Here is a 20828-nt window from a genome sequence, read left to right on the forward strand (position 1 = left end):
CTTTGGTATGAAAACTATATGGTACTGGCATTTCCAGCGAACATGTGATAAACTTTGATTGTCCATTAAGGACCGCCTCCTTTGTTTTGAGATTGGCTTGCGATACCTTTCTCATTGTAGCACAGGAGGCTTTTTATCGTTATCCTACACGCTACTGCTTACTCCATTCACCCCAGCATAGCTGGGGGATTAGGTTTTTCATTTATTATTTTTGATTTGCAGGCTCAATACTGATGCTCTTACCCTTAATCTTAGCTCCTGCCAATGCTAAAAGAACCTCGCGGCCATATTCTCTCGGAACCTCTACAAAGGTATACTTATCAAACATATCGATAGCACCTACTAATTTTCCCGGCATTCCGGATTCTCCGGCAATTGCTCCTAAAATATCTCCAGGCTTTACTTTCTGTTTCTTTCCGATATTAATAAACAGACGAACCATTCCTTCTTCTGCTCCGGTATCACCAAAGTCAAAATTGTCTTTTTCGGAATTTTGTTCTTCGTTTCCACCCATTGCCATTTTCAAGAAAGCTGCTGCAATATCCATGGCTGTGTAATCGGATTCGTTTACCTGATTTTCAATCATATCAAGCATTGGTGTCAAATCTTCTTCCTCAATCACTGTGGACACCTTATCCATAATTTTTTCTAATTTTACCTGGGCTACATCCTGCATGGTTGGAATCTTCTGTGCAAGAATCTTTGTCTTACAGTAACGCTGAATATCCTTTAACTTATAGACTTCTTTTCCTTTTACAAAGGTAAAGGAACGTCCGGTTCTTCCGGCACGTCCGGTTCTTCCGATACGATGTACATAATACTCATCATCCTGTGGAACATCAAAGTTAAAAACGGCTTCTACATCATCCACATCAATTCCTCGTGCTGCCACATCGGTAGCTACCAGTATCTCTGTTTTTCCATTTCTGAAGTTATTCATTACACGGTCACGTTGCTGCTGCTTCATGTCTCCATGAAGTCCTTCTGCAAAATAACCTCTGCCTTGCAATGCAGTTACCAGCTCGTCTACCATACGCTTGGTATTACAGAATACCAAAGAAAGCTTTGGATTGTATACATCTAAAAGACGACTTAATACTTCTACTTTATCCTTACGCTTTACATCATAATAATACTGCTCGATATTTGGTACTGTCAGTTCCTTTTTTACCACCTTAATTGTTGTGGCATTCTTCTGATACTTTCTGGTAATATCTAAAATTGCCTTTGGCATAGTTGCGGAAAAGAGCACCACCTGTCGGTCTTCCTTCAGATATCCCAATACGGTCTCAATATCCTCACGGAATCCCATATTCAGCATTTCGTCTGCTTCATCCAATACAATGGTATTAATGAAATCACACTTAATGGTCTTTCTTCTCAAGTGATCCATAACACGTCCCGGAGTTCCTACGATAATCTGCGCTCCGCCCTTTAAGGAACGAATCTGCTTACTAATCTCCTGTCCTCCGTATACCGGAAGCACTTTTACTCCATGCATGTATTTCGCCAGATTACGAATCTCATCGGCTACCTGAATGGCTAATTCTCTGGTAGGGCACAATACAATCGCCTGTGTCTTTTTATTCTGCGGATCTGCCTTCATTAATAAAGGGATTCCGAAGGCAGCAGTCTTTCCGGTTCCCGTCTGTGCCTGACCAATTACATCGCCACCGGCTAACACTACCGGGATTGCCTTTCCCTGAATTGGACTCGCTTCTTCAAATCCCATTTCCTTAATTCCTCTTAATATTTGAGGAGATAAATCTAATTCATCAAATCTTACTGTTTCCATATATTTCCTTTCGTTGGCTAGTTTTAAAGCCTGTTGCTTATCATAACAGAGATTACCTTGATTGTCAAACTTCTAAAAATTTTTCAAGCGCTCCTATTGACTTTGTTTTCTATAAGTAGTAGTATTTGTTTATCGTTAATATGGTTTTTAATACTACATGTTATATTTTTCAATTCTATGCATATAATAATTCTAGAGGAGATGATTATATGAAATTTAAATTAAAAGAACCAGGTAGTTCTATTACTCATTTTATTGGTATGCTGATGGCACTTTTTGCTGCTACGCCTCTTTTGATACGAGCTTCTACCAATCCAGACAAAGTGCATGTCATATCCCTTGCTATTTTTATCATTAGCATGATTTTACTTTATGCAGCCAGTGCTACTTATCACGGATTAGATTTGTCTGAGCATACTAACCGCATTTTACGAAAACTAGACCATATGATGATTTTCGTATTAATTGCCGGCAGCTATACACCGGTATGTGTAATTGTGCTTGGGGGAAAATTAGGCTATACACTTTTAGCTCTTGTATGGGGAATTGCCCTTGCCGGAATTCTAATTAAGGGTTTTTGGATTACTTGTCCAAAATGGTTTTCTTCTGTACTTTATATTGCTATGGGTTGGATTTGCGTACTGGCATTTACTCAGATTATCAATTCCTTATCCCCACAGGCATTCGGATGGCTCCTGGCAGGCGGCATCATCTACACCATTGGCGGTATTATTTATGCATTGAAGCTACCAATCTTCAATGCAAAACACAAGAACTTCGGTTCCCACGAAATCTTCCATTTGTTCGTTATGGGTGGAAGCATCTGTCACTTTATCATGATGTACTGTTTCGTGGCAAAAATGCCGATTTTATAATCCATGTTTCTGTTGGCTTTGATACTGTTGTATCAGAGCCTCTTTTTCTTTACGGGAAAGTTTTTTTATTCCTGCTTCCCGTTGCATTGCCTCCTGCTTCGTCTCATGCACTTCAAGGTAAACTAACTTCACCGGAGTCCTTCCTCTGGTATACTTGGCACCTTGTCCACAATTATGTGCTTCTAATCGCTTTTCCATATCGTTTGTCCATCCGGTATATAAAGTTTTATCACTACATTCTAATATATACGTTACATTCTGTTTCATATCTGTTCCTTCTATGTAAAGAGACTGCCTTGCAGTCTCCTGTATGCAAAGCAGTCGTTCCCATTGTACTTCACTCAAATTCACACTACCTGTTAAAATTATACGACTGCGTTTTTTCTATCTATACTTCATTTTATGCTTTTTTCAGGCTCTTGTGCCTGTATTTTCCAGCCATCTAAATGCAGTCATATTTATCTTTTATTATACTTTCTTTTCCAAAACCTGTAAAGAATGCTTTCCTTTGGCTACTCCAAATATTCCATAGGATTTATGGGTGCTCCGTCCTTTTGTAACGCAAAATACAAATTTGCTCCTTCTACAGAAAAATATTTGGTAGGTTCACTGACATAACCAATCACATCGCCCTCTGTCACCTTGTCTCCTGTTTGAAAGGCTATTTCTTTCAACTGTCCGTATACTGCGCTGTAACCGTCTCCCATATCTATTGTAACGGTTGCGCCTGTTTCTGCATTATTTTCCACTGCCGTTACTTTTCCTGCGGCAACCGCCTCTACCGGTGTGTTCACTTCCGCCTGTATGATAACTGCAGGATTATACTTATATTGGTCTAATGTAGCAAAATACACCGTCTGATCCATACTGTAATTCATTATTACATTTCCTTGCAGTGGCCATCCGATATTTTCTGCGTCAAAGTGCGGCTCTACTTCCTGCATCACAGGTTCTTTTTCCACAACTGTTTCCGGCGCATCTAAGAAATCACTATTCTGCGCATTATTCTGCGGTTGGATTATTCCGGATACGGCTTCTGTCTGTTGTTTTGCCTCTTCTTCCAGTTTAGCCTGCTGTTCTTTTTTCTGGGTTTCCTGCTTTTCCTTTGCTACCTCTTGCTTTTCTAATAATTCCTGCTCTTTTGCCAGCTTGGCTTCTTGCTTCTTCGTCTGTTGGGAATAATAAACACCAGTCATTCCAAACGCTGCCGCTAACATAATTACCGCTGCAATGATATAAGACTTTTGTTTCCATCCTGTTGTTGTTTTTCTTCCTCTCATCCTATCACCTTCCTGTTTTTATTTTCCTTGTTAGTCTTGCCGAAAAAAACAGGTTTATGCAGTGGTTTTAATATATTTTTAATGCTAACTCTTTATAGTAGTATGTCAAAATTTCTTTATAGGTTTTTCCTTGTTTTGCCATGTCGTTTGCTCCATACTGGCTCATTCCCAGTCCATGTCCTAACCCTTTCGTAAGAATTCGTACCTGTCCTTCTACTTCTTTTATGTAAAAACAGGCTGAGTTTAATCCCACATATTGCCGGAACTGCTCGCCGGACAACGTAATGTTTCCTATTTGTATTTGTGTAACGTACCCACTATCATCTCTTCCAGTTATCTGAATCATTGCCGGGATTTCCTCCGGACTAAGCGCAAGTGCGTTGTCTGCCACCTGCAATTTTTGTGCTAACTCCTCTTTTTCCATAAAAATAACCTTTAAATAATCCTGAGATGAAATATCCGTCATACTGTCTACCGCTTTTAAATAAGGAACATCTTCTCTTCCCAATGCCGTCTGACTGTCTCTTGTCCTTCCGGCACTTACCGCATGATATGCCACTTCTGCGGGTTTTTCCTGCCAAGTCAAAATCTCTCCTTTGGTTGCAGCCACTGCCTGTTCTAATAAATGGTATTTTTCTTCAAATCCCTTTTTTTCAAAAAGTTTCAACAGTTCCTGTGCATCCATGGAATCCGGTAATTTCTTTTGTTCCCTCTGTGCTTTTACAATCATCGTTCTTGCAATCACTGCCTGCGCCTTTAAGGTTTCTTCTTCACTTTCCAATGAAATCTGTTTAACCACCACGCCTTTTACATATTCTTCTACATCTATTTCCTTTGCTTTTGCATCCGCAGATGTATCTCTCAATTTTATTTTTTCTACATCTTTTTGATTTAAGCTTGTCTCTTCTCCTTGAAATAGCAACGTCGCAATATATGGAATTGCCACTACCAATACACATATAAATAAAAATGTTTTTATTTTTTCTTTCATAGGTATCCCCCTTCTGATGTAGCTTATGTAAAACATTCAAAAAAAATACCAGTTTTTTGCCAAACAAATGTTCTTGCATTTTCTCAAAAAATATGCTATTGTTGTTTTAGAACATTTGTTCGTATCGGAGGGATTTAGATGAACTTACAAATGAACATGGATTTAATGGAGAAATTAACGATTCTTTCAGATGCCGCTAAGTATGATGTTGCCTGTACTTCCAGCGGGGTAGACCGCAAAGGCACCGGCAAGGGTATGGGAAATTCCATTGCGCCCGGCATTTGCCATACCTTTTCCGCAGACGGTCGTTGCGTTTCTCTTTTGAAAATATTATTTACAAATGAATGTATTTTTAACTGTGCCTACTGCCTGAACAATTGCAATAGCGATGTAAAACGTGCTGCATTTACTCCGGAAGAAGTCTGTACTCTTACCATGGAGTTTTATCGCCGTAATTATATCGAAGGACTTTTTCTAAGCTCCGGTATCATGGTAAGTCCCAACTATACCATGGACTTAATATACCAAACAGTTTATCAGTTAAGAACCGTTCACCACTTTAACGGTTATATTCATGTAAAGGCTATTCCCGGTGCTGACCCTGTTTTAGTGGAAAAAACCGGATTTCTTGCAGACCGTATGAGTATTAATCTGGAACTTCCTACTTCGGATGGTTTAAAACAACTTGCCCCATATAAGTCACGAAAGACAATTTTAAAACCTATGCGGCAGATTCAGAATGGAATTGCAGAAAATAAGCATGAGCTTATGGTTTATCGCAAGGCTCCTACTTTCGTTCCGGCAGGTCAGTCTACCCAGATGATTATCGGTGCTACCCCGGAAAATGATTTTCAGATTATGAGCGTTGCAGAAGGGCTTTATAAAAAATTTTCTTTAAAGCGTGTATTTTACTCTGCCTTTGTGAATGTAAACAACAATTCTAATCTTCCTGCTACCACCGGTGGACCTCCGCTTCTACGGGAACATCGACTGTATCAGGCAGACTGGTTGCTACGTTATTATAAGTTTGAAGTATCGGAATTGTTATCTGAAGAACACCCGGACTTTAATATCTTTTTAGACCCGAAATGTGACTGGGCTCTACGTCATCTGGAATATTTTCCGGTAGAAATCAATCGTGCCAGCTATCAGACCCTTTTGCGTGTTCCCGGCATTGGCTACAAGTCTGCGGAACGTATTGTAAAGGCACGTCGTATGAATAAACTCACTTTTGATGACTTAAAAAAAATCGGGGTTGTCTTAAAGAGAGCCCTTTACTTTATCACCTGTTCCGGGAAAATGATGTATAACACCAAGTTAGAAGAGAACTATATCTGCCAAAACCTTATGCGTGATAAAACACAGATTCCAAAGGATATTCGGGAATCCGGCTATCAACAGTTAAGTTTTTTTGACCAGAATATGCGGGCAGATTTTCATCTTACCGATACACAGATTATTCCGCCGGGACAACAGATTACCGTCATTTAGCAAGGAAGAAAAGGAGGACAACTTATGTATATTTTCCTTTGTGAAGATAGTATTGATGGAATTTTTACGGGAGTATATGATGCCTGGGCAAGCCGTTACGGACATCAAAATGTCTCTCTTACCACGCATACTCCTGACAATTACACACTGTTTGATGAATATATTACGGTTACTCCCGATACAGAAAAGAGTCAAAAAGTCGCAAACACGTTACGAACGCAACTGGGAGAGGAAGTATTTTCTCAGATTTGCGAAGCTGCTTCTGCTTTAGAGGAATCTTCTCATAGGCACAACTATATGCCTAAGGCAGATGCCGTTTATCGCACAATTGTTTTGGGATTATCTCTAAAAAATGGCAATCGTGTGTTAGATTATCTTGGAGAACCTTATGTAAATCGTGTGTTTCAGTTGTCTCGTGCCACAGGAAACGAAGCCCATCATCTCCTTGGCTTTCTGCGATTTCAAGAATTAGAAAATGGTGTTCTTTTCGCCCGTATTCATCCGAAAAATGACGTATTATCCTTTCTGGCAAATCATTTCTCGGATCGTTTACCGGAAGAAAACTTTATGATTTATGATGAGACACGAAAAAAGGCCGCCCTGCACCGGAAAGGTTCTTACTTTTTCCTTACCGGCACAGAGGACCTGGATGAACAACTATTGCAACGTCTCTCTCCACAAGAACTGGAATATCAGAAATTGTGGTGTGGATTTTTTGAAAGTATTGCTATTGAAGCCAGATGCAATCCCAAATTGCAAAATCAAAATATTCCGAAACGCTTTCAAAAAGATGCGGTAGAATTTTCTTCTCACCTATAACTGAAACATTTTTACAATCTCTTGCAACTTTGCAATATTTTCTTCACTGCTATCCACTAATGTATTATTCACTTGCACAATTTGGAACATTTCCTGTGTTCTCTGTGCAATATCGGTAATACCACCCGCAGCCTCACTTACTGTTTTACTTACATTTTCCACTGCATCCGCAATATCGGTAATTGCTTTTTGCAGCACCTCGATTTGACCGCCGATTTCACTCATGTCACCTTCAAATTCTGCTGCATCTTCTGTATATTGCTCTGCAACTGTATTAAAGCTACCATAGTCGCTTAATACATTTTTCTCTAAGAATTCTGAGCTTTCCTCTAAACAAGTTGCCATATTTTCTACTGCTGTATTTACTTCTCCGATAATCTCATTTATATCTGTTACCGTATTGGAAGTTTGATCAGCTAAAGAACCGATTTCACCTGCTACCACCGCGAATCCTTTTCCTGCTTCACCTGCTCTTGCCGCCTCAATGGATGCATTTAAAGCCAATAAGTTGGTTTGACTTGAAATATCCAAAATTGCTTTGGTTAATTCGTTAATTCGCTCTACCGCCTTTGCCTGCTCTATTGCCTCGTCTGACTTGCGTCGTACGTTTTCGTACATTTGGGTTGTTTTATCACTTGCACTCTGTGTCTTACCTTTTAGCTGACCAGCCCGCTCTTTTACTTCAACAGATACTTTTTGTCCTACCTCTGAACGGTTTCGGATTACTTCTGCGCGTTGACGAATATCTGCAATTGTATTATTTACGGTTTCCATGGTTGCTGCTGTCTCTTCCATTGCCGCTGCAAGCTGTTGGGTAACTGCTACATTACTCTCTCCCATTTCACTGACCTGATCTGTTGTCTGTGTCATTTGAGTAACTGTCTTACTGATATCTTCATCTGCGGTACGAATATCTTCTACCATCTTTCGAAGATTTCTTCGCATATTATGCATCGATACTGCCATTGCTGCCGTTTCGTCTTTTTTCTTATAAAGAACATCATTATTGGGATCGTGGGTAAAGTTAAACTTCGCCGTGGACTCCACAATTCCATTAATCTGCTGAATCGGTTTTGTCAATCCGCGACTAATCAAAAGACCTATGACCGCAGAAATAAGCAATGCTAAAACCGCTCCTCCGGCAATCATTTTTCCTAAGTATATTGCTTCCCCACGAAGCTCTGACAATGCAACCGTCATTACCAATAACATACCATTGTCAAGTTTTGTATAATACAAGTCTTTTTGAGCACCTTTATATGTATACTCTACAATTTTTTCTTCCTTACTCTCATCTGACAATGCTGCTTCTACCGTAGACAACCTGCTGTCTGCATCCGAAAGTTGCGTTCCCGTCTCTAAATCCTTATGATACATGACCTTTCCATCTGCATTTGCCAGAAAACTATAACCCATATCAATTGTGGAATCGTCTTTTAGTGTTTCTTCAAATTTTGAAAAATCAATGTCCATACCAACAATTCCGATGGACTCACCATTTACATAAATTGGTACAACATAAGAAATCATATATATATCAATATTTGAGTTTAAATATGGTTCCATCCATGTTGCCTTTTTATTTTCTACCGGAATATAATACCATCCGACATGTTCTACATCACTTTTATCGTACATAGAAAAATCTGTCGGTGTTACACTTTCAAATTCTTCATCATCTGAATTTCTTGTAAGAAATAAACCGCTTGTTGGTTCTGTAAAATCAGGATTATAACGAATGTATGCGGTCAGTGCTCCTTCTGTATTGGATGCCGCCTCCATTAGTACATTTTTCATTTTCTCTGTGTAGGTATCTACATACTCTTTGTTGCTTTTAAATTCCTCCGGATCTTCTAGGTCTGCGATTGCAATATTATATACTGTATCTACCGACTGGGATACTCTTTGAAGCATACCGTTAATTTTCTGACTTTGCTCCTGAGTATTTAATTCCATAATTCTTTTGGAATCTTTATAAGATGTCCTGTATACATTCTGTATGCTGATAACTCCACATACGCAAACAGAAATCAATGTACAAATTAGCACTGATATGGTAATTTTGGTCTTGATTGACTTCATATAATAGTCCCCCTTCTCCTTCGCATTTGTGCATTTTGTTGATTACTATTATAATTTTACCATATTTTTCATCTATTTCAACATATTCTTTATAATATTACTTAATTTTGCAAACTGCTCTAAGCTTAATGCTTCTCCTCGAATGCTTGCACTCACTCCCAGCTCTTGGATTGCCTGAGCAATCTTTTCCTTAGATAACGGAATATCCGATGCATTATTCAAACCATTTGCCAATGTTTTTCTGCGTTGATTAAAGGACGCACGAATGATACGAAACATCAGTTTTTCATCCTCTACCTGTACCGGTACTTCCTTATGTCTTGTGAGACGTATTACCGCACTTCCGACTTTCGGTCTTGGCATAAAACAATTTGGTGGCACATTCGCTACAATCTCCGGTTTTGCATAATATTGTACAGCTAAAGAAAGTGCCCCATATTCCTTGGTCCCCGGTCCTACTTGCATACGGTCTGCCACTTCCTTTTGTACCATGATGGTAATGCTATCAATGGGAACATGACTTTCAAACAATCCCATAATAATGGGTGTGGTTATATAATAAGGCAAATTCGCTACTACTTTAATTGGTTTTCCGCCATTTCGTTCTTCTGCTAATTTGTTAATATCCACTTTTAAAATATCATTGTTAATTACTTCTACATTATCGTAATCACTTAAGGTATCTGCCAAAATAGGAATCAGATTTTTATCAATTTCTACTGCTGCTACTTCTCTGGCATTTTCACAAAGATACTGTGTCATGGTTCCGATTCCCGGTCCGATTTCTAACACAAAATCTTCTTTTGTCACGCCTGCCGCTATAATGATGCGCTCTAAAACCCTTGTATCAATTAAAAAGTTTTGTCCGAATTTTTTTTGAAAATTAAAATTATACTTTTGCAATACCGCAATGGTATTTTGTGGATTTCCTAATGTTGCCATAACTAAACTACTCCTATTCTATTACTCCTTCTCTGCCTTTACCCCAAAGAGACGCTGTGCATTTCTTCGAGTGGCTTCTATTACTTCCTCCGGCGTAATTCCTCGAATATGTGCAATTTCTGCTGCTACATATGGTAAGTTCAAAGAGGAATTGCGTGTACCGCGGTTCGGTTCCGGTGCTAAATACGGGCAATCTGTCTCCAGCAAAATCCGTTCCATTGGTACGGTTGCTGCTACTTCTTTTACTTTTTTTGCATTCTTAAAGGTCACTACTCCGCCGATTCCAATATAGTATCCCATTTTTACATATTCCGCTGCCATTTCTTTAGAATAAGAAAAGCAATGAATTACACCGGGAATTTCTTCGGCATGAATCCCCTTCATAAGCTTTAGTGTATCTTCCGCTGCATCTCTTGAATGAATAATAACAGGCAATCCTTCCCTTTTTGCCAATTTCATCTGCCATTCAAACCATTCTCTTTGGGCTTTTTGTATTTCTTCTTCCTTATCCCAATAATAATCCAGTCCAATTTCACCTATGGCTACTATCTTTTCCAGTGTGGTTTTTTCTTCCAGCCACCTACAAGTATCATCATTCAAGTCTCCAATATCACTTGGGTGTATTCCAATTGCACCATAAATAAAATCATACTTATTCATAAGCTCTACGGTTTTCTCACAACCACAAAAATCAGAACCTACATTTATAATTGTCTCTATTCCATTTTCCTTCATAGATGTCAGCAATTCTTCTCTGTCATTATCGAACTGCGCATCATCATAATGTGCATGACTTTCAAATATCATCTTTTCTCCTACTTACCAGAACAATTGTGTCCACCAGTTCATCTTCTTTTTCATACTTCATACACACACTGTTCTTTTCACATTGCTTTGCCTGATATAGTGCACCATCTGCGGAATGCAAATAATCCCATACGCTTTTTCTTTCTTTGGGGATTGTATTATGGATTCCCTGAGAAATGGTAATAACGTGTGTCTCCGGAGAATATTGGTGCAGTATTTTCTGCTTTAATATTTCCTGTCTTAAAATTACTGCCTCATGCAAAATTTCTTCACTTGTTTTTCCATAATAAAGAATCACAAATTCATCCCCACCATAGCGGGCACAAAAAACATTTTTTTCTTTTTCCGTGAACTGACGCAATACTTTTGCTATGGTTTTTAAACATTCATCACCCTTTTGGTGGCCATATCCGTCATTATATTGTTTAAAATAATCTACATCTAAAATTTCTATTCCGAAATTCTTCCGTTCTCGATACGCTTTTTCATATAATTCTTCCGCAAACGCTTTTAAACGATACCGATTCGGTAACTCTGTAAGGGCATCTCTCTCCGCTTTTTCCCGTAATAAGGTTGTCTCTTTTCGTAATGTCTCTTCTTTCCCCTCGGCTTCCTCAAGACTAAAACGTAATTCTGCCGCCCTTCTTAGCATTACAAGATTCTCTTTATGCTGTATTTCCCTACATTCATAAAGTTCCGCACAAGCCTCTAAGTATTCCTTTCTTCTTGTAAGTCCTTTATGGTATCGGATTTTTAACCGCAAAAACTCAGCCTTCATATTCATGACCTGCATATCTTCAAGCCATTTTTCCAATTTTTCAAAAAGCTGCCGGACTTCCTCATACTTCTTTAAGTTTAACAGAAAATCCCCAAAGCTAAACACATCTTCCCAGATTTCAAGAAAAATCGGAAAAGAATCCATACACTCCATTGCTTTTCGTACATTTTCTTCACAGGCTTCTTCCATCCCCTTTGCATGACAAAGACGGGCACGAAAACTATAAATCAGTACCCAATCCGTATGATCCAGTTCTTCTTCCTGCATCCACTTTGTCATTTGTCCTTCTGATGCCTCTGCCTCTGCTGTTTTTTCAAGCTGAATATAACATTCTCCCATAATAATATAAATCATAATGAGATTTTGTCTTGCTCTCTGATTTTCTGTGAATTTTAGAAGTAACTGTTCTGATTTTGAAAAATAGTATATTGCCTGATCAAATTCCTCTAAACGCATATAAAGCTGTCCCATATTATTATATATCATGGCAACCTCATATTCACATTCATACGTTTTTCCTATTTTTACTCCTTGCAGATACTGATCCAATGCAACCGTTATATTTCCCTGATCTGCCGCACTGATTCCCATCAAATTATAGGAACGTGCCAAAATAGACCATTGGGCAGATTCTTTCTGATATTCCACTCCAATCTGCAAATATTTAGAAAACTGCTTATAATCATTTAAAACAAAATATATATTGGCAAGATGATAGTATCCAAATCCTAATAACTTAGCATCCTGCATTTTCTCGCCTTTTTCAATTAACTCATCACAAAGCACTTTTCCCTTCTCCGAGTCTGTCATTGCCTTTATTGGAATATCATCTGTAAGTTTTCTAATCTCAGTTGAGTATCCGGAAAAATCCATGGACTACAATCCTTTCTTTACAGAAAAACGTATTTAAGAAGAACTGTGCATCCTCGCACAACCTCTTAAATACGTCTTATGTTTTCAATTATCCCTTATTAACAAATCTCTGCTCCAGATGGCATGCTCTTCTCCGGTACTACTAAAGCAAGCTGTCCGTTTTCATCTTCTGCGCAAAGCAGCATTCCTTCGGATAATACTCCTGCAAGTTTTGCCGGCTTCAAGTTAACCAAAACCATTACTTTCTTTCCTACCATTTCTTCCGGTGTATAGTACTTACGGATTCCAGATACAATTTGTTTTACCTGACTTCCGATACGCACCTGGGAACAAAGTAATTTCTTAGATTTCGCAACGGCTTCACATGCAATAATTTCTCCCACCTGGAATTGCATCTTCATAAAATCATCATACTCTATTTCCGGCTTAGATTCAATATCTATTCCATTTTCTTCTGTCTTTTCTTCCGGCTCTTCTTTTTTCGGATGCAACTGTGCTACCTTTTCCATTACTTCTTCTAATTTCATACGCTCAAATAAAATTTCCGGCTCTGCTGTCACTTTTGTTCCACTAACATAATGTCCGAATGTATTTAAGCCTTCGTATGGGATTTCTTTTGCATTTAACTGGCTTAAAATCTTTTCTGCGGTCTGTGGCATAAAGCTCTTTAACAAAGTAGCTCCGATGGAGATACTTTCTACCAAATTATATAAAACAGTGGCAAGACGTGGTTTATCTGCCTCTTCCTTTGCTAAAATCCATGGCGTTGTTTCATCAATGTATTTGTTACAACGTTTAAATAAGTTAAAGATTTCTGTCATTGCATCTGCAACACGAAGTTCTCCCATCTTAGCTTCTACTTTTGCAACGGTTCCTGTTACAACTGCTTTCAAATCATCATCTACGGAATCTGTAACTCCTGCATCTTTTACTACTCCGTCAAAATATTTATTGCTCATGGAAATTGTTCTGTTTACCAAATTTCCAAGAGTGTTTGCCAAATCGGAATTTCTTCTTTCGGTTATTAACTCCCAGGAAATAACACCGTCATTGTCGAATGGCATCTCATGAAGCAGGAAGTAACGAATGGCATCTACACCAAACATATCTACTAATTCATCTGCATAAAGCACATTTCCCTTGGACTTACTCATCTTACCATCGCCCTGTAACAGCCATGGATGTCCAAATACCTGCTTTGGTAATGGTAAATCCAATGCCATTAAGAAGATTGGCCAATAAATGGTATGGAAACGAATAATATCTTTTCCGATCAAATGAAGGTCTGCCGGCCAGTTCTTTTTGAATAAATCAGATGAATTACCGTCCACATCATATCCAATCTTGGTAATATAGTTTGTCAACGCATCCAGCCATACATAAACCACATGCTTTGGATCAAAGTCTACCGGAATTCCCCAGCTAAAGGAGGTTCTGGATACACACAAATCCTGAAGTCCCGGTAACAGGAAGTTATTCATCATTTCATTTTTACGAGATACCGGCTGTATAAAATCCGGATGTGTATTGATATGCTCGATTAAACGGTCTGCATATTTGCTCATTTTAAAGAAGTATGCTTCTTCCTTTGCAGGCTGTACTTCACGTCCACAATCCGGACATTTTCCGTCTACTAACTGTGACTCTGTCCAGAAAGATTCACAAGGGGTACAGTACAATCCTTCATAAGAACCTTTATAAATGTCACCCTGCTCATAAAGCTTTTTAAAAATCTTTGCAACCTGTGTTTCATGGTCTTTATCAGTGGTACGAATAAAGTTGTCATAGGAAGCTCCCATCAAGTCCCATACTTCCTTTACCTGACCTGCTACATGGTCTACATATTCTTTTGGTGTAATTCCCTGTTCTTCTGCCTTTAACTGAATCTTCTGACCATGTTCATCGGTTCCTGTCTGGAAATATACATCATAGCCTTCCTGACGTTTGTATCTGGCAATCGCATCCGCCAATACAATCTCATAAGTATTTCCAATATGAGGTTTTCCTGAAGTATAGGCAATGGCTGTTGTCATATAGTACTTTCCTTTGTTACATTTTGTACACATAAATTTTTCCTCCTAAAATAACTATATTTTATATCATAGGGAAATCATAACTTTCACACTTTCGTGCAACATGGTATTTCCTATGATATAAAAACCCGTCTTCCATATCTCTATAGAAGACGGGCGATAATTGTCCGTGATACCACTTCTTTTCATCTGCATCTCACAACACAGACCTCAGTAAGTACTTTCATACTCTTCGCTATAACAGGCGACCCTGTCACTATCTAGCCTACCGGTTCGATAATGCCACTCCAAAGCCATCTTCCACACACTCTCTTGCATCCCTTCTCAGCTACCGGGATTCTCTTTGCCATTCCTTTGCATGTACTCTCTTTTTCTCGGTGTTTATCTACCTAAAAAATTTAGCACAGAACTTCCGCTAAGTCAAGTTTTACTTACTAACGCATACAGATATATACCACATATGCTATATAAATTGCAATCATAATTATTCCGTGTACACGATTTAATTTTTTCTTCGTCCACGCAAAAATCCATACCAAAACACTAACTGCAATTAAGATAACATCATCAATTAAGTTTTCATTTAGCATTGTCATTGGACTGACGGCTGCTGCAACACCTAACACTAACAATATATTAAAAATGTTCGAACCGATCACATTTCCAAGTGCCATGTCGGTTTCACCTTTTTTCGCAGCTACAAGAGAAGTTACCAATTCCGGCAAAGAGGTTCCGAATGCCACAATGGTAAGACCTATTAACGTCTGGCTCAAACCAAAGTCTGATGCAATGGCGGATGCAGAATCTACAACTAAGTCTCCACCAATTATAATCGCAATGATCCCGCCAATAATATATATCAGACATTTCCAACCCGAAAGAGTTTCAATCTCCTCTACTTCTGTATTATTTCTCGCTTTTTTTGCTTCCCAGACCATCCACAATAAAAATCCGGCAAAAATCACAAGTAAAATAACACCTTCTATACGATTGAGACTCATTCCCAAATATCCCATTCCCAATAAAAGTATTGCCGCAAGAATAGATAATGGGAATTCCTGCTTTAAGGTGGATGCTTTTACTGCCAATGGTGTAAATAATGCACATGCTCCACAGACAATCATTAGGTTAAAAATGTTAGAACCAATCACGTTACTAATTGCCATTGTATTGCTTCCTTTTACTGATGCTGCAATACTAACTGCACATTCCGGTGCGCTTGTTCCCATGGCTACAATTGTCATACCGATAATCATGGTTGGTACACGAAGTTTTTTTGCTACGCTGGCACTACCATCTACAAAAAAATCTGCGCCCTTTATCAACAGTACAAATCCAACTACCAGTAAAATATAATCCATCTCTTTTCCTCTTTTCTTTTGTTATTTATAGTATTTCCAAATTAGAAATTCAATATGCCTAAGTGTTCCAGTAAAATTTTTAATCCAATGAGAATCAAAATGATTCCCCCTGCAAGTTCTGCCTTGTTCTTATATTTACTTCCAAATATGTTTCCAACAAATACCCCTATGATGGAAATCACAAATGTAGTTATTCCTATGATTGTAATTGCCGGAACAATCTGAACCTGTAAAAATGCAAAGGTAATTCCAACTGCTAATGCGTCAATACTTGTTGCAACAGCCAGTAAAAAGAGTTCCTTGACATTTAACTTTTGTGGACATTCCTCTCCTTTTTCTTCCTCATCCTTTTCCATCGATTCTCTTACCATGTTTCCACCGATTAAAGCCAACAAGACAAAAGCAATCCAATGATCTACCGAAGTAATATAGACCTCAAACTGTTTTCCCAGTAGCCAGCCGATAAATGGCATTAATGCCTGAAATCCGCCGAAGAACAATGCAATTACAAAGCAATGAACCTTATTTATCTTTTTCATATTCAGTCCTTTGCAAATTGCAACTGCAAATGCATCCATGGATAAACCAATTCCGATTAACAGTAATTCAACTATTCCCATTTCTTTTCTCCTTTGCTAAACGATTAGAAATACACGCTACTCGCGTACATACTAAAAGACCCATGTATGCCTGTTACAAGCATACATGAGTCTCATTCTTTAAGATTTGCCAGGTCTTTACGGCTTGCGCCTAACCAGGATGTTGACAAATCACGTTTCCACGCGAATTACTCCCTCACGAAGTCTTTTCATACTATAACAGCTTTTGATAATATTTGTCAACTACTAAAATAAAATTTTTATCTCCGTCCCCTTTCCCGGTTCGCTTTCCAATGTCATTTCTGCATTATGCTGAGCTACAATGTGTTTTACAATCGCTAATCCAAGTCCGGTTCCACCACTTTGTTTTGAACGGCTCTTATCCACCCGATAAAAACGTTCAAACACTCTTTCCTGATGTTCTTTTGGAATACCTATTCCGGTATCTTTTACGGATAATAGTACTCTTCCATTGACAGGTTTTACCGTTACTGTAACACTTCCACCACGGTTATTATAGCGCACCGCATTGCTGCATAAATTATATAACAATTCGTCCATCAGGTTATGGTTTGCCACTACGATACAATGCTCGCCTTCCAGTTTTAGGGTCACATCCTGTTTTGCTGCCTGTACATCTATCATGTCCAGACATCCTTGAGCAACATTGTATATATCTACCTGTTCAAAATCAAATTCCAAATCTTCGCAATCCAATTCCGACAGTTTTATAATATCATTAATTAACGTCAACAATCGGTCGGAACTATGATGAATTTCTTCTGCAAAACGCTTGGTATCTTTCTCATCTGCCATACCGCTTCCTATCAACTCTGCATATCCGGAAATGGCTGTCAGTGGTGTTTTCAGTTCATGTGACACATTTGCGGTAAATTCCTGCCGCATTTTAGCACTATTTAAAATATTAATGTGCTGTTCTTTAATTGTTTGAATAAACGGTTTTATTTCATCATAAATATTATCTTGATTTACTCCATCCAGGTTTGTCGCTAGCTTTTCAATTGGCGCCAGCAGACGTTTTGTTAAAATATGAGACAAAAATACGCACAGGAGTACCACCAATACAGACAATATCAACACGATAGATATGGTATTTAGCATAATCCGGAAAATATTTTCCGAATCTTTTCCGATACGCAATATCTGTCCGTTATCTAATTCTTCTGCATAATACAGTGTATGTAGGGAACTGGTTGCCGACCAACGTACTGCCGTTCCCTCGCCCTTTTCCATAGCCTCTTTTATTTCGGGACGGTTTTTATGATTTTCCATGCTACTTGCATCTGCTGTACTATCATAAATAACTTTTCCGCTCTTTCCCACCAGGGTAATCCGAAGTCCATCCTGATCTAAACGTTTTTGATTTTCCGGTTTTTCCCAAAAACCCTGGTCAAGAGGCTGAATCACATGTGCATATGCCTTAATATCATCAAACACCTGATTTTTAAATATGTTATAAAACAGTAACATAGAAGTGATGGCGGTAATAATTACCGCAAATGCCGATACTGCCATAAACTGTATATTTATTTTTCTTTTCATCTGCTCGCTTCCTATAATGAATCTATCATATATCCAACATTTCGCACGGTTTTAATTGCACTTCCTGCTGTTCCCAGCTTCTGTCGCAACGTTTTAATATGCATATCTACGGTACGGCTTTCTCCTTCATACTCGAATCCCCATACCTGATCCATAATTTTATCTCTGGTAAGCACAATTCCCCGATTCAGCAAAAGCATCTTTAACAGTTCAAATTCCTTATATGTCAATTCACAACTGTTTCCGTTTACTTTTACGCTTCGTTTGTCCATATCAATTACAATTTCACCATTGGTAAGGATTGGGGTTTCTGCAATATCTTCTGTTCTTCTTAACAGTGCCTTCACTCTGGATATTAGTTCCATAACGCCAAATGGTTTTGTCATGTAATCGTCAGCTCCTAAGTCCAGTCCCTTAACCTTGTCAAGTTCCGTGGTCTTGGCTGTTACCATGATAATCGGCACTTTCTTGGTCGCCTTTTGATTACGCAACTCGGTCAAAATATCCAGTCCATCCTCATTTGGCAACATGATATCCAGCAAAATAAGATTTGGTACATGCTTTTCAATTGCCTTATGCAATTCCTTTCCACATTCAAACTCTTGTACCTCAAAACCACTGTTTTTTAAAGCATAACGTTCTATTTCTCGGATGTTTACATCATCCTCTACGATATATATCAACGACACGGAATCTCCTCCTCCTGCTTTCCCCTCTAGGAAAGTTGATATTTTTCCTGGTAGGCTTCCTGCATTTTTTCAAATTGTTCTCTACTTTCTTCTGTAAGTGTATTCATGTACTCGTGTGCTTCTATGGAATTATCCTCCATTTGAATCATATATACTGCCAGATTAGAACAATGGTCTGCTACTCTTTCGTAGTTTGCCGCTACATCTGCCAGTACCAGTCCTAAATCAATGGTACATTTTCCTTTTCTAAGCCGCTTGATGTGACGTTTCTTCACTTCTTTATTAAGACTGTCAATCACTTCCTCCAAAGGTTCTACTGACTGTGCCAATTCCATATCATTTTTCACAAAAGCCTGTACAGAACGATTTAAAATATCCTCTACTGCTTTTCCGAACACTTCCATCTCATCTTGTGCCTTTTTCGAAAATTCAATTTCCTTTTTCTTCATTTTTCCGGCAATCTCCGTGAGATTTACGGCATGATCTGCAATTCGTTCAAAATCATTGATGCTATGCATTAACGTAGACACCATCTGACTTTCACGATATGCAAGATTTTGGCTATTTATCTGAGTAAGATATGCGCCCAACTTATCATCAAACTTATCAATCAGCGCTTCCTGCTTTTCCACTTTTTCCGCTACTTCCTGTGAATATTCTAAAAAAAGACTTTTTGCGGAAATAAATGTGTCTCTTGTAAGTTCTGCCATCTGCTTTGTTACTGTTACACATTGTTCAATAGCAAAGTTCGGAGTTGCTAAAAATCTGCTGTCCAAGATTTTAAGTTCTTCGTCCTCTCCGCTTTTTTCCATTTCAGATTCATCCACCGGAATAGTGAGATATGCCAGTTTCTCCAGTCCTTTCGTAAATGGCAATAACACTATGGTTGCAAATATATTAAAAATACTATGAATTGCAGCAATTCCGGCAACACCTACGGTTTCATTGGTAAAGCTAAACTGAAATACTGCATTCAATACACTATACAATATTAAAAATACCACAGAACCGATAATATTGAAATATAAATGTACAAATGCGGTACGTTTTGCACCTCTATTTCCACCTACTGCGGAAATCATAGCAGTCACACATGTTCCAATATTCTGTCCCATAATAATTGGTATTACAGACCCATAAGTAAACGCTCCTGTTACAGACAATGCCTGTAAAATACCCACAGAAGCAGATGAACTTTGTATTATCGCTGTTAAAACAGCTCCTACTAAAACACCCAGCAATGGGTTACTAAATTTTGTAAGGATTCCTGTAAATTCCGGCACATCTGCGAGAGGCTTTACTGCACTGCTCATGGCATCCATCCCAAACATCAATATAGCAAATCCAATCAGAATCTCACCAACATCTTTTTTACGGTCACTTTTATTACTCATAATTAAAATAATTCCAATCACCGCAAGAATTGGTGAAAAGGATGTAGGCTTTAGCATACTGATAAAAAAGTTATTACTTTCAATTCCGGTAAGACTCAACAACCATGAAGTTGCTGTTGTACCGATATTGGCACCCATTATAATTCCAATCGCCTGTGACAGCTTCATAATTCCTGAGTTTACAAATCCCACCAGCATAACCGTAGTTGCAGATGATGACTGTATGACTGCCGTCACTCCTGCACCTAATAATACTGCTTTTAGCGGATTCGAAGTAAGCTTCTCAAGAATACGCTCCAGTTTTCCACCGGAAACTTTTTCCAAGCCGCCGCCCATTACGTTCATTCCGTACAAAAACAAAGCCAACCCGCCAAGTAATGACAGAAATCCAAAAATATTCATTTTTCATCCTCCTAAGTGATTCCTTTATCTTTTATCCCAACTGCCAATGAGTAG

17 protein-coding genes are annotated in these 20828 nt (G+C 38.5%); 3 read left to right on the forward strand and 14 right to left on the reverse strand.

The genetic code is table 11. The features are described 5' to 3' along the window. Positions 1 to 205: 205 nt before the first annotated feature. The gene (locus KQI83_RS11285) at positions 206 to 1795 is read right to left on the reverse strand and encodes a DEAD/DEAH box helicase (protein ID WP_216557944.1); all 1590 of its coding nucleotides are present in this window, start codon (positions 1793 to 1795) and stop codon (positions 206 to 208) included. Positions 1796 to 2004: 209 nt separating this feature from the next. Between KQI83_RS11285 and trhA the strand changes: the two genes are divergently transcribed. After that, on the forward strand, positions 2005 to 2670 hold the full coding sequence (gene trhA / locus KQI83_RS11290; protein WP_216557947.1) for a PAQR family membrane homeostasis protein TrhA: 666 nt from the start codon (positions 2005 to 2007) through the stop codon (positions 2668 to 2670). Here the strand turns inward: trhA and KQI83_RS11295 are convergent. The 3 genes from KQI83_RS11295 to KQI83_RS11305 form a co-directional block, all read right to left on the reverse strand. Beyond that, positions 2665 to 2937 carry a GIY-YIG nuclease family protein gene (locus KQI83_RS11295; RefSeq protein ID WP_216558360.1) on the reverse strand — a complete coding sequence of 91 codons (273 nt, stop codon included), beginning with the start codon at positions 2935 to 2937 and terminating at the stop codon, positions 2665 to 2667. The genes trhA and KQI83_RS11295 overlap by 6 nt on opposite strands. A 245-nt stretch (positions 2938 to 3182) precedes the next feature. Further along, complete coding sequence (locus KQI83_RS11300) at positions 3183 to 3950, reverse strand: M23 family metallopeptidase (protein WP_253295599.1); 768 nt, start codon at positions 3948 to 3950, stop codon at positions 3183 to 3185. A 67-nt stretch (positions 3951 to 4017) separates the two neighbouring features. Continuing rightward, positions 4018 to 4941 carry a SpoIID/LytB domain-containing protein gene (locus tag KQI83_RS11305; RefSeq protein WP_216557949.1) on the reverse strand — a complete coding sequence of 308 codons (924 nt, stop codon included), beginning with the start codon at positions 4939 to 4941 and terminating at the stop codon, positions 4018 to 4020. Positions 4942 to 5079: 138 nt separating this feature from the next. Between KQI83_RS11305 and KQI83_RS11310 the strand changes: the two genes are divergently transcribed. Together KQI83_RS11310 and KQI83_RS11315 are read left to right on the forward strand one after the other, a co-directional pair. After that, positions 5080 to 6432 carry a putative DNA modification/repair radical SAM protein gene (locus KQI83_RS11310; RefSeq protein WP_216557952.1) on the forward strand — a complete coding sequence of 451 codons (1353 nt, stop codon included), beginning with the start codon at positions 5080 to 5082 and terminating at the stop codon, positions 6430 to 6432. Between the two features lie 24 nt (positions 6433 to 6456). Continuing rightward, a complete protein-coding gene (locus KQI83_RS11315; RefSeq protein WP_216557955.1) occupies positions 6457 to 7251 on the forward strand; it encodes a TIGR03915 family putative DNA repair protein in 795 nt (264 codons plus the stop codon). Here KQI83_RS11315 and KQI83_RS11320 read toward each other — a convergent pair. From KQI83_RS11320 to KQI83_RS11365, 10 genes are all read right to left on the reverse strand, one after another. Next, a complete protein-coding gene (locus KQI83_RS11320) occupies positions 7246 to 9333 on the reverse strand; it encodes a methyl-accepting chemotaxis protein (RefSeq protein WP_216557958.1) in 2088 nt (695 codons plus the stop codon). The two genes, KQI83_RS11315 and KQI83_RS11320, sit on opposite strands and share 6 nt — an antisense overlap. Before the next feature lie 72 nt (positions 9334 to 9405). Then, on the reverse strand, positions 9406 to 10275 hold the full coding sequence (gene rsmA, locus KQI83_RS11325; RefSeq protein ID WP_216557961.1) for a 16S rRNA (adenine(1518)-N(6)/adenine(1519)-N(6))-dimethyltransferase RsmA: 870 nt from the start codon (positions 10273 to 10275) through the stop codon (positions 9406 to 9408). Positions 10276 to 10296: 21 nt separating this feature from the next. Further along, positions 10297 to 11082: a TatD family hydrolase gene (locus KQI83_RS11330; protein WP_216557964.1), complete on the reverse strand. Its 786-nt coding sequence runs from the start codon at positions 11080 to 11082 to the stop codon at positions 10297 to 10299. After that, positions 11072 to 12733, reverse strand: coding sequence for a diguanylate cyclase (locus KQI83_RS11335; RefSeq protein WP_216557967.1), 1662 nt, complete (start codon positions 12731 to 12733; stop codon positions 11072 to 11074). The genes KQI83_RS11330 and KQI83_RS11335 overlap by 11 nt, the downstream gene beginning before the upstream one ends. Before the next feature lie 98 nt (positions 12734 to 12831). Beyond that, positions 12832 to 14799: a methionine--tRNA ligase gene (gene metG, locus KQI83_RS11340; RefSeq protein ID WP_216557970.1), complete on the reverse strand. Its 1968-nt coding sequence runs from the start codon at positions 14797 to 14799 to the stop codon at positions 12832 to 12834. 401 nt (positions 14800 to 15200) lie between these two features. After that, positions 15201 to 16127 (reverse strand): calcium/sodium antiporter, encoded by a 927-nt coding sequence (locus tag KQI83_RS11345; RefSeq protein ID WP_216557974.1) that lies wholly within the window; start codon positions 16125 to 16127, stop codon positions 15201 to 15203. Between the two features lie 41 nt (positions 16128 to 16168). Next, positions 16169 to 16747 carry a manganese efflux pump MntP gene (locus KQI83_RS11350; RefSeq protein WP_216557977.1) on the reverse strand — a complete coding sequence of 193 codons (579 nt, stop codon included), beginning with the start codon at positions 16745 to 16747 and terminating at the stop codon, positions 16169 to 16171. Between the two features lie 225 nt (positions 16748 to 16972). Continuing rightward, positions 16973 to 18289, reverse strand: a complete 1317-nt coding sequence (locus KQI83_RS11355) for a sensor histidine kinase (protein ID WP_216557980.1) — start codon at positions 18287 to 18289, stop codon at positions 16973 to 16975. A gap of 11 nt (positions 18290 to 18300) precedes the next feature. Beyond that, on the reverse strand, positions 18301 to 18978 hold the full coding sequence (locus KQI83_RS11360) for a response regulator transcription factor (RefSeq protein WP_216557983.1): 678 nt from the start codon (positions 18976 to 18978) through the stop codon (positions 18301 to 18303). A 26-nt stretch (positions 18979 to 19004) separates the two neighbouring features. Continuing rightward, positions 19005 to 20774, reverse strand: a complete 1770-nt coding sequence (locus tag KQI83_RS11365) for a Na/Pi cotransporter family protein (RefSeq protein WP_216557986.1) — start codon at positions 20772 to 20774, stop codon at positions 19005 to 19007. Between the last annotated feature and the right edge of the window lie 54 nt (positions 20775 to 20828).

Origin of the sequence: Roseburia sp. MSJ-14 (assembly GCF_018918225.1) — a bacterium.
Classification (GTDB): Bacteria; Bacillota; Clostridia; order Lachnospirales; family Lachnospiraceae; genus Petralouisia.

Excerpts from the sequence above, each read along its gene's own strand:
- metG (WP_216557970.1), bottom strand. The coding sequence starts at position 14,799 with ATGTGTACAAAATGTAACAAAGGAAAGTACTATATGACAACAGCCATT.
- KQI83_RS11300 (WP_253295599.1), bottom strand. The coding sequence starts at position 3,950 with ATGAGAGGAAGAAAAACAACAACAGGATGGAAACAAAAGTCTTATATC.
- KQI83_RS11345 (WP_216557974.1), bottom strand. The coding sequence starts at position 16,127 with ATGGATTATATTTTACTGGTAGTTGGATTTGTACTGTTGATAAAGGGC.
- KQI83_RS11320 (WP_216557958.1), bottom strand. The coding sequence starts at position 9,333 with ATGAAGTCAATCAAGACCAAAATTACCATATCAGTGCTAATTTGTACA.
- trhA (WP_216557947.1), top strand. The coding sequence starts at position 2,005 with ATGAAATTTAAATTAAAAGAACCAGGTAGTTCTATTACTCATTTTATT.
- KQI83_RS11305 (WP_216557949.1), bottom strand. The coding sequence starts at position 4,941 with ATGAAAGAAAAAATAAAAACATTTTTATTTATATGTGTATTGGTAGTG.
- KQI83_RS11365 (WP_216557986.1), bottom strand. The coding sequence starts at position 20,774 with ATGAATATTTTTGGATTTCTGTCATTACTTGGCGGGTTGGCTTTGTTT.
- KQI83_RS11335 (WP_216557967.1), bottom strand. The coding sequence starts at position 12,733 with ATGGATTTTTCCGGATACTCAACTGAGATTAGAAAACTTACAGATGAT.
- KQI83_RS11285 (WP_216557944.1), bottom strand. The coding sequence starts at position 1,795 with ATGGAAACAGTAAGATTTGATGAATTAGATTTATCTCCTCAAATATTA.
- KQI83_RS11315 (WP_216557955.1), top strand. The coding sequence starts at position 6,457 with ATGTATATTTTCCTTTGTGAAGATAGTATTGATGGAATTTTTACGGGA.
- KQI83_RS11295 (WP_216558360.1), bottom strand. The coding sequence starts at position 2,937 with ATGAAACAGAATGTAACGTATATATTAGAATGTAGTGATAAAACTTTA.
- rsmA (WP_216557961.1), bottom strand. The coding sequence starts at position 10,275 with ATGGCAACATTAGGAAATCCACAAAATACCATTGCGGTATTGCAAAAG.
- KQI83_RS11350 (WP_216557977.1), bottom strand. The coding sequence starts at position 16,747 with ATGGGAATAGTTGAATTACTGTTAATCGGAATTGGTTTATCCATGGAT.
- KQI83_RS11330 (WP_216557964.1), bottom strand. The coding sequence starts at position 11,082 with ATGATATTTGAAAGTCATGCACATTATGATGATGCGCAGTTCGATAAT.
- KQI83_RS11310 (WP_216557952.1), top strand. The coding sequence starts at position 5,080 with ATGAACTTACAAATGAACATGGATTTAATGGAGAAATTAACGATTCTT.
- KQI83_RS11355 (WP_216557980.1), bottom strand. The coding sequence starts at position 18,289 with ATGAAAAGAAAAATAAATATACAGTTTATGGCAGTATCGGCATTTGCG.